This is a genomic window from Promicromonospora umidemergens, from assembly GCF_024171995.1.
Taxonomy (GTDB): Bacteria; Actinomycetota; Actinomycetes; order Actinomycetales; family Cellulomonadaceae; genus Promicromonospora; species Promicromonospora umidemergens.
Genome location: NZ_JAMTCT010000015.1, coordinates 166,413 through 175,363 on the forward strand (window position 1 = coordinate 166,413; position 8,951 = coordinate 175,363).

An 8,951-nucleotide genomic window follows, 5' to 3' on the forward strand; every position below is an offset into this window, starting at 1 on the left:
CGCAGCGGTCAGAACTCGCCCTGCCACGTGCACACGCACGCCTCGTTGCCCTCGGCGTCGGCCAGCACCCACCACGACGGCGCGTACTCGTCGGTGACGAGCCGGCCACCCGCCGCGACCACCGCGGCCACCCGCTGCTCGGCCTCGTCGTACGGCACCCACACGTCCAGGTGGATGCGGCCCCGCTGCTCGCGTCGCTCGTCGGACTGCTGGAACCAGATCACGGGCAGCCGCCCGTCCGGGTCGCTCAGCCGCGGGGCGGCGTCGTTGCCCTCGCTGTCCGGCTGGGCGTCGTACCCCAGCAGCGCCTGCCAGAACGGCTGGACCTCGGGGCCGACGATCGCGTCGATGCCTATCGTGACGTCCCGGACGCCCACCGTGTCCGCCGCGACGTCGAGCTCGCGGGCGGCCATCGAGATGTCCCGCGCCAGCGCGACATCCCGCGCGGACAGCCCTCCGACGTCGTGCGACCAGGTCCGCACCGTGACAGCCCCGTACCGCAGGTCGACGTCAGGATGGTGGTTCGCGGCCTCCGCGAGGGCACCGATGCGGTTGACCAGCCGCACGCCCCGCGTGAACGAACCGGTGGCGAACCGCGCGAGCGCAGATCTTCGCACCACCCGCCAGTCACCGGTACCGGCGTCCGCGGTGAACTCGGCGGCGGTGATCGCATCGGTCATGAGTCGCTCCCTGTGTCGGGTGGTCCGGGTCTCACCACCATGGCACGAGGCACTGACACTCGAACGTCGTCGTCCGCCACGGCAGGTGCGGGGGATGCAGGAGGTCGGGCGCGGCACCCGGTCCGGGTGCCGCGCCCGTTCAGGTCAGCTCCGCTTGAGCCGTGCCACGTCCCGGACCGCACCCCGGTCGGCCGACGTCGCCAGGGCCGCGTAGGCCTGCAGCGCCGGCGACACGTACCGGTCGCGCGCGACAGGCTCCCACGGACGCTCCGAGGACTCCATCTTGGCGCGGCGCTCCGCGAGTACATCGTCGGGCACGTTGATCCGGATCTTGCGGGTCTCGACGTCGATCTCGATCTCGTCGCCGTCCTCGACCAGCCCGATCGTGCCTCCCGCGGCGGCCTCCGGAGAGACGTGCCCCACCGAGATGCCGCTGGACCCGCCCGAGAACCGGCCGTCGGTGATGAGCGCGACGACCTTGCCCAGGCCACGGCCCTTGATGTAGGAGGTCGGATAGAGCATCTCCTGCATGCCCGGTCCGCCGGCAGGGCCCTCGTAACGCACGACCACGACGTGGCCGGGCTCGACCTGCTTGGTCAGGATCTTCTCGACGGCCTCGTCCTGCGACTCGCAGACCAGCGCCTTGCCCACGAAGTGGAACACGTCGGGGTCGACGCCCGCCGTCTTGAAGACGGCGCCGTCCTCGGCGAGGTTGCCGCGCAGCACCGCGAGCCCGCCCTCCACGGTGTAGGCGTGCTCGACGGCGCGGATGCAGCCGCCCGCACCGTCCGTGTCGAGCGACTCCCACTGGTTGTTCGTGGAGAACGCCTTGGTGGTGCGCACGCCGCCGGGTGCCGCGTGGAACAGGCCGAGAGCCCGCTCGGTGGCCTTGCCACCGCGCACGTCCCAGTCGTCGAGCCACGCGCGCAGCGTGGGCGTGTGCACAGAGGTGACGTCGTGGTCCAGCAGACCGCCCCGGTCGAGCTCGCCGAGCAGCGCGGGGATGCCGCCCGCCCGGTGGACGTCCTCCATGTGGTAGTCCGGGTGGTTGGGCGCGACCTTCGACAGGCACGGCACCCGGCGGCTGATGCCCTCGATGTCGGCGAGCGTGAAGTCGACCTCCGCCTCCTGGGCCGCCGCGAGGACGTGCAGCACCGTGTTGGTGGAGCCACCCATGGCGACGTCGAGCGTCATCGCGTTGGCGAACGCGGCCTTGGTCGCGATCCCGCGGGGCGCTGCGCTGTCGTCCTCGTTCTCGTAGTACCGGCGAGCGAGGTCGACGACGGTGCGGCCGGCCTCGAGGAACAGCTCCTTGCGGGCGACATGCGTCGCGAGCGTCGAGCCGTTGCCCGGGAGCGACAGCCCCAGCGCCTCGGTGAGGCAGTTCATCGAGTTCGCGGTGAACATCCCGGAGCACGAGCCGCAGGTGGGGCAGGCGTTCTCCTCGACCAGGCCGAGCGCAGCGTCGTCGACGTTCTCGTCGGCCGAGTAGTTGATCGCGTTGATCAGGTTGAGCGGGGTCTTCGCGACGCCGTCGGCCACCACCGCCTTGCCTGCCTCCATGGGGCCGCCGGACACGAAGACCACCGGGATGTTGAGCCGCAGCGCGGCGTTCAGCATGCCGGGCGTGATCTTGTCGCAGTTCGAGATGCACACGAGGGCGTCGGCCGTGTGCGCCTGCACCATGTACTCGACCGAGTCGGCGATGAGGTCGCGGCTGGGCAGCGAGTAGAGCATCCCGGCGTGGCCCATCGCGATGCCGTCGTCGACGGCGATCGTGTTGAACTCCTTGGCGACGCCGCCCGCCTCACGGATCGCCGACGCCACGAGGTCGCCCATGTCCTTGAGGTGGACGTGCCCTGGCACGAACTGCGTGTACGAGTTCGCGATCGCGATGATCGGCTTCCCGAAGTCGTCGGCACCCATGCCCGTGGCGCGCCACAGCGCGCGGGCTCCGGCCATGTTGCGACCGTGGGTGGACGTCCGGGAGCGCAGGGGACGACTCATGACAGTTCAGCTCCTTCGATGCTGGGTGGCCGCGCTCTGTGCAAGGCAAGCGGCCTCCGCACGCTACCTCCGGCATGCCGCCCACGGCAGCGGACGTCCACAGGGTGGCCCTCCGCTGACATTGCGGCAAAAATGAGCAAAGCGCCACCCTTGACCTGGCCATGGGGCATGTGCAGACTTGGTTCTCGGCAGGTTGCTGACGTCGAGACATCGCAGCCCGCCCGCACGGATGCCGGCCACCTGGACGCCGCTGTTCAGGACCCGGCCCGCTCCCGCACGTATCCGCTCACTGCTACGTACAACGAGGTGCGACATGGCGAAAACGTTTACTACGGAGAAATCGTTTACTACTCGACCGGCACCGCCGCGTGGGCGCCTGCTCCGGACGCTGGCAGGCATCGGCGCCACGATGGCCCTGGTGGCAGCAGGCATGGTGGCCACCTCCGCTCCCGCGGCGGCGGTGGACCGCAACGAGACCGGCAACCACGGCGGCTACTTCTACTCGTTCTGGACGGATGCCCCGGGCACCGTCTCGATGAACCTCGGGTCGGGCGGCAACTACTCCACCCAGTGGAGCAACACGGGCAACTTCGTGGCCGGCAAGGGCTGGGCGACGGGCGCCCGCCGGAACGTCACCTACTCGGGCACGTTCAACCCGTCCGGCAACTCCTACCTCACGCTCTACGGGTGGACGAGGAGCCCGCTCGTCGAGTACTACGTGGTCGACAGCTGGGGCACCTACCGGCCCACCGGCGACTACCAGGGCACCGTCACCACCGACGGCGGTACGTACGACATCTACCGGACGATGCGCTACAACAAGCCGTCCATCGAGGGCGACAGCTCGACGTTCCCGCAGTACTGGAGCGTGCGCCAGCAGAAGCGCACCGGTGGCACGATCTCCGCCGGCGCCCACTTCGACGCCTGGGCCGCCCGGGGCATGAACCTCGGCAACCACGACTACCAGATCATGGCCACGGAGGGTTTCCAGAGCAGCGGGAGCTCGAACATCACGGTCGGCACGTCGGGCGGCGGTGGCGGAGGCGGAGGCGGCACCTCCTGCACCGTCGACGTGACCAGGGGTCAGGAGTGGGGCGACCGGTTCAACGTGAACCTCTCGGTCAACGGGACCAGCAGCTGGACGACGAGGATCAATCTCTCCGGCGGGCAGTCCCTGCAGAACAGCTGGAACGCCAACGTCACCGGGAGCACCGGCACGCTGACCGCCACGCCGAACGGCGCCGGCAACAGCTTCGGCATCACCGTCTACAAGAACGGCAGCAGCTCCCTGCCGACGGCCACGTGCTGATGACGTACGGGCCCCGATAGCCGGGACGGGATGCGTCAGCGGCGGCGCATCCCGTCCCCCTGCCTCCGGGCAGGCGCTCTCCCACTACCTGAACCCCGCACCGTGCCGTACGGTCGTAGCAGGAGCCCGCAATGACGCGGACTCCGGCGTGCACGTGATGGAGGTGCTCGAATGCGGGTGACAGAGGCATTGCGGCGCAAGGGCAGCTCGGTGGTCACCATCTCCAGGGACCGGAGCGTGCGTGACCTGCTCGCTCTTCTCGCCCAGCACGGCATAGGCGCCGTCGTGGTGTCCGACGACGGCGTGAGCGTCGACGGGATCGTCAGCGAGCGTGACGTCGTCCGTCGGCTGCGCTCGGACGGGGACGGCGTGCTGGACGGCACCGTGGAGGCGATCATGACCGCCGCCGTGCACACGTGCGGACCGGAAGCCACCCTCGACGAGCTGATGCCGGTGATGACGGAGCACCGGGTCCGGCACGTCCCCGTGCTCGTGGATGGCCGGCTGACCGGGATCGTGAGCATCGGCGACGTGGTCAAGCACCGCATCGCCGAGGTGCAGGCCGAGCGCGACCAGCTGACCGCCTACATCGCGGGCGGCCCGTAGCCAAGGACGCCGGGTCGGCCGGGCTGCTCAGCCCGGCCGACCCGGCCGCATCAGTCCTGCCGCATCAGTCCTGCATGGCCCGGTACTCGTCCTCGAGGACGCTCATCACGATGGCATCGGCCCAGGTGTCGCCGTCGCGGTAGATGTCCCGCAGGCGACCCTCCACACGGAAGCCGAGCGACTCGTACAGCGCCTGGGCGCGCGGGTTGATGCTGAGCACGTCCAGGCTCACGCGGTGCAGGCCCGGCCCCGGCTCGCCGTCGCCACCGTCGAACGCGAACCGGAGCACCTCGGCGATGGCCTCCCTGCCGTACCCGCGACCCCGATAGTTCGGTAGCAGCTGGAGCCGGAGGTTCGCCGAGCGGACGTCCTCGTCGAGGTCGTTGAGCACGATCTCGCCGATCAGCTCGTCGCTGACCGGCTTGCCGTCCCGCTCCGCGGCCGGGCAGATCGCCCAGTCGTACCGGCCGGGCCGGTCGCTGACCGTGGCCGCCCACTCGTCGATCTGGTCCCGTGTGAAGACGGCAGTGGTCCCGGTCAGCCGAGTCCCCTCCGGATCCTGGACTGCCTCCCACAGGCGTTCCGAGTCGCGCGCCTCGATGGGGCGCAACCGCATCATCTCGCCGTGCAGGAGGGGCCCGCGGGTCACCTGACGAGCCTCACGAGCCGATCCGATCGAGCACCAGCTCGCGGACCCGCTTCGCGTCGGCCTGGCCCTTCGTCGCCTTCATGACCGCGCCGATGATCGCGCCGACCGGGCCCTGGTTGCCGCCGCGGACCTTCTCGACGATGTCGGGCTGAGCGGCCAGGGCGTCGTCGATCGCGGCGAGCAGCGGGCCGTCGTCGGACACGATCTCGAGGTCGCGCGACACGACCACGGCCTCCGGGTCGCCCTCGCCGGCGAGCACGCCTTCGAGCACCTGGCGCGCGATCTTGTCGTTGATGCGTCCCGACTCGACGAGGCCCTGGAGCTGCGCGATCTGCGCGGGGGTGACGACGAGGTCCTCGAGCATGATCTCGTCCTGCTTGGCGCGACGAGCCAGCTCGCCCATCCACCACTTGCGCGCGCCCGCGGCGCTGGTGCCCGCGGCGACGGTCGCCTCGATGAGGTCGATGGCGCCCGCGTTGACCACGTCGCGCATCTCGGCGTCGGCGTATCCCCAGTCCGTCTGGAGCCGACGGCGGCGTGCCACCGGCATCTCCGGGAGCGTCGCCCGGATCTCCTCGACCCACTCGCGGCTCGGTGCCACCGGCACCAGGTCAGGCTCGGGGAAGTAGCGGTAGTCCTCGGCGTCCGACTTCACGCGGCCCGACGACGTGGTGCCGTCCTCCTCGTGGAAGTGCCGCGTCTCCTGGATGACCGTGTGGCCGGCGTCGAGCACGCCCGCCTGGCGGGACACCTCGTAGCGGACCGAACGCTCGATCGACCGGAACGAGTTGACGTTCTTGGTCTCGGTGCGGGTGCCGAGGGGCGACTCAGGAGTAGGACGGAGCGACAGGTTCACGTCCGCACGGACGTTGCCGCGCTCCATCCGCGCCTCGGAGACGTCGAGCGAGCGGAAGATGTCGCGCAGCGTCTGCACGTAGGCGCGCGCCACCTCGGGAGCGCGCTCGCCAGCGCCCTCGATGGGCCGCGTCACGATCTCCACGAGGGGGATGCCCGCGCGGTTGTAGTCCACGAGCGAGTACTCGGCGCCCTGGATCCGGCCGGTCAGTCCACCCACGTGGGTGTTCTTGCCGGCGTCCTCCTCCATGTGCGCGCGCTCGATCTCGACGCGGAACACCTCGCCGTCGTCCAGCTCGATGTCGATCCAGCCGTCGAAGGCGATCGGCTCGTCGTACTGCGACGTCTGGAAGTTCTTGGGGACGTCCGGATAGAAGTAGTTCTTCCGGGCGAACCGGCAGTTCTCCGAGATCGAGCAGTTCAGGGCGAGGCCGATCCGGATCGCGTACTCGACGGCCTTCCCGTTGACCACCGGCAGCGCACCCGGCAGCCCGAGGCTCACCGGCGTCACCTGGGTGTTGGGCTCGCCGCCGTAGGCGACCTCGGCCGCGCAGAACATCTTGGTGAGCGTGCCGAGCTCGACGTGCACCTCGATACCCAGCACCGGGTCGTAACGGCGGACAGCGTCCTCGTAGGCGACGAGCTTCGGCGCCGTCGCGGAAGTCTGGGCGGTCATCGGGCAAGCTCCGTGGTCTTGAGTTCGGGTGCCTGGTTCAGGATGGGCCCGCCCCAGCGGGACTCCAGGGCCGCCTCGAGGGCAGCGCCCACGCGGTACAGCCGGTCGTCCGCCTTGGCGGGCGCCAGGATCTGGAACCCGACGGGCAGGCCGTCGTCGGACAGGCCGTTGGGCAGAGACATGCCGGGGACACCGGCAAGGTTCGCGGGGATCGTCGCGATGTCGTTGAGGTACATCGCGAGCGGGTCGTCCAGCTTCTCGCCGAACTTGAACGCCGTGGTCGGCGCCGTGGGCGAGACCAGGACGTCAGCCTGCTCGAACGCCGCGGCGAAGTCGCGCTGGATCAGCGTGCGGACCTTCTGCGCGCTGCCGTAGTAGGCGTCGTAGTAGCCGGCCGACAGGGCGTACGTGCCGAGGATGACGCGGCGCTTGACCTCGTCGCCGAAGCCCGCGCCACGCGTGGCGCCCATGACGCGCTCGGCGGTGACCGGCCCGTCGGTGGGCTCGACGCGCAGGCCGAACCGCATGCCGTCGAACTTGGCCAGGTTGCTGGAGGCCTCAGCGGGCATGATCAGGTAGTAGGCGTCCAGCGCGTAGCCGAAGCTCGGGCAGGAGACCTCGACGATCTCGGCGCCGAGCGACCGCAGCTGGTCGAGCGACTCGTCGAACCGAGCGGACACGCCGGCCTGGTAGCCCTCGCCGGAGAGCTCCTTGACGACGCCGACGCGCAGGCCCTTCAGATCACCCTTTGCACCCTGCTGAGCAGCGGCGACGACGCCGGGAACCGGCTCGTTGATCGACGTCGAGTCGTGCGGGTCGTGGCCACCGATCAGCTCGTGCAGCAGCGCTGCGTCGAGCACCGATCGGCTCACGGGGCCTGCCTGGTCGAGCGAGGAGGCCATGGCGATCAGGCCGTACCGGGAGACCCCGCCGTAGGTGGGCTTGACCCCGACGGTGCCGGTGACGGCGCCCGGCTGGCGGATCGAACCGCCGGTGTCGGTACCGATCGCGAGCGGCGCCTCGAAGCCGGCGACCGCGGCGGCGGAGCCACCACCGGAGCCACCCGGGATGCGGTCGAGGTCCCACGGGTTCTTCGTGTTGCCGTACGCCGAGTGCTCGGTCGACGACCCCATGGCGAACTCGTCCATGTTGGTCTTGCCGAGGATCGGCAGGCCAGCGGCCTTGATGCGCTCCACGAGGGTCGCGTCGTACGGCGGGATCCAGCCCTCGAGGATCTTTGATCCCGCGGTGGTGGGCAGGCCCTTGGTCACCACGACGTCCTTGACCGCGATCGGCACGCCGGCGAGCGGGTGCAGCTCATCGCCCGCCGCGCGCTTCGCGTCGACCTCCGCGGCGGTCGCCAGCGCCTCCTCGGAGGAGACGTGCAGGAACGCGTGCAGGTCCCCGTCGACGGCGGCGATGCGGTCCAGGTGGGCCTGCGTGGCCTCGACGCTGGTGACGTCCTTGTTCCTCAGTGCCGACGCGAGGTCGGCGGCGCTGAGCCGGGTGATGTCCTGTGTCATGTCGTTGGTTCCCATCACTCTTCGCCGAGGATCTGCGGAACGGCGAACCGTCCGTTCTCCTGCTGCGGGGCGCCGGCCAGGACGTCCTGGATCGGCAGGGCGGGTTCCGGCACGTCGTCACGGAACACGTTCGTCAGCGGGAGGGGGTGGCTCGTTGCAGGCACGTCTGCGGTAGCGACCTCGCTCACGCGAGCGACGGACTCGACGATCACGTCGAGCTCACCGGCCAGGCGGGCGACCTCGTCGGGTCGCAGGTCGATCCGTGCCAGCGCAGCCACGCGCGCAACCTCGTCACGGGAGATGGTGGACATGCCGCAAGTCTAGTCGCCGGACGCCGTTCGATCTCCCGGATTCCCCTGCGTCTACTGTGAAATCCCTGCAACCTCGGAAATGCAGTCAGGGGATGGAACCTGCACTACCCCGGAGGGTTGTGCGGGTTCCATCCCCTGCTGGGAATGGTTGTCCGGCGGCGTCCTACTCTCCCACCCCGTCTCCAGGGCAGTACCATCGGCGCTGTAGGGCTGAGCTTCCGGGTTCGGAATGGGACCGGGCGTTTCCCCCACGCTATGACCACCGTAACACTATCGAGAAGGCAAAACCCGTCTCCACCCACCAACCCAACCCCTTTCAAGGGTGGTGTGGTGAG

Annotated in this window: 8 protein-coding genes and 1 rRNA gene; 2 read left to right on the plus strand and 7 right to left on the minus strand. The window is 69.8% G+C overall.

Annotation, left to right across the window (positions count from 1 at the left end):
• Positions 1–8 precede the first annotated feature (8 nt).
• Both APR04_RS21120 and ilvD read right to left on the minus strand, forming a co-directional pair.
• Positions 9–680, minus strand: a complete 672-nt coding sequence (locus tag APR04_RS21120; RefSeq protein WP_253873953.1) for a 4a-hydroxytetrahydrobiopterin dehydratase — start codon at positions 678–680, stop codon at positions 9–11.
• Positions 681–824: 144 nt separating this feature from the next.
• Positions 825–2,687 (minus strand): dihydroxy-acid dehydratase, encoded by a 1,863-nt coding sequence (gene ilvD, locus APR04_RS21125; RefSeq protein WP_253873955.1) that lies wholly within the window; start codon positions 2,685–2,687, stop codon positions 825–827.
• 409 nt (positions 2,688–3,096) lie between these two features.
• Here ilvD and APR04_RS21130 point away from each other — a divergent pair, with 409 nt between their 5' ends.
• Complete coding sequence (locus APR04_RS21130) at positions 3,097–3,996, plus strand: glycoside hydrolase family 11 protein (protein ID WP_301312773.1); 900 nt, start codon at positions 3,097–3,099, stop codon at positions 3,994–3,996.
• A gap of 171 nt (positions 3,997–4,167) precedes the next feature.
• A complete protein-coding gene (locus APR04_RS21135) occupies positions 4,168–4,602 on the plus strand; it encodes a CBS domain-containing protein (RefSeq protein ID WP_253873957.1) in 435 nt (144 codons plus the stop codon).
• 64 nt (positions 4,603–4,666) lie between these two features.
• Here APR04_RS21135 and APR04_RS21140 read toward each other — a convergent pair whose 3' ends face one another.
• The 5 genes from APR04_RS21140 to rrf form a co-directional block, all read right to left on the minus strand.
• Complete coding sequence (locus APR04_RS21140; protein WP_253873959.1) at positions 4,667–5,251, minus strand: GNAT family N-acetyltransferase; 585 nt, start codon at positions 5,249–5,251, stop codon at positions 4,667–4,669.
• Positions 5,252–5,261: 10 nt separating this feature from the next.
• Positions 5,262–6,782, minus strand: a complete 1,521-nt coding sequence (gene gatB / locus APR04_RS21145; protein WP_253873961.1) for an Asp-tRNA(Asn)/Glu-tRNA(Gln) amidotransferase subunit GatB — start codon at positions 6,780–6,782, stop codon at positions 5,262–5,264.
• Entirely contained in the window at positions 6,779–8,305 is a 1,527-nt protein-coding gene (gene gatA, locus APR04_RS21150; RefSeq protein ID WP_253873963.1) for an Asp-tRNA(Asn)/Glu-tRNA(Gln) amidotransferase subunit GatA, read from the minus strand. The genes gatB and gatA overlap by 4 nt, the downstream gene beginning before the upstream one ends.
• 14 nt (positions 8,306–8,319) lie before the next feature.
• Entirely contained in the window at positions 8,320–8,616 is a 297-nt protein-coding gene (gene gatC / locus APR04_RS21155; RefSeq protein WP_253873965.1) for an Asp-tRNA(Asn)/Glu-tRNA(Gln) amidotransferase subunit GatC, read from the minus strand.
• Between the two features lie 150 nt (positions 8,617–8,766).
• Positions 8,767–8,883: ribosomal RNA gene (gene rrf, locus APR04_RS21160) — 5S ribosomal RNA — on the minus strand.
• Between the last annotated feature and the right edge of the window lie 68 nt (positions 8,884–8,951).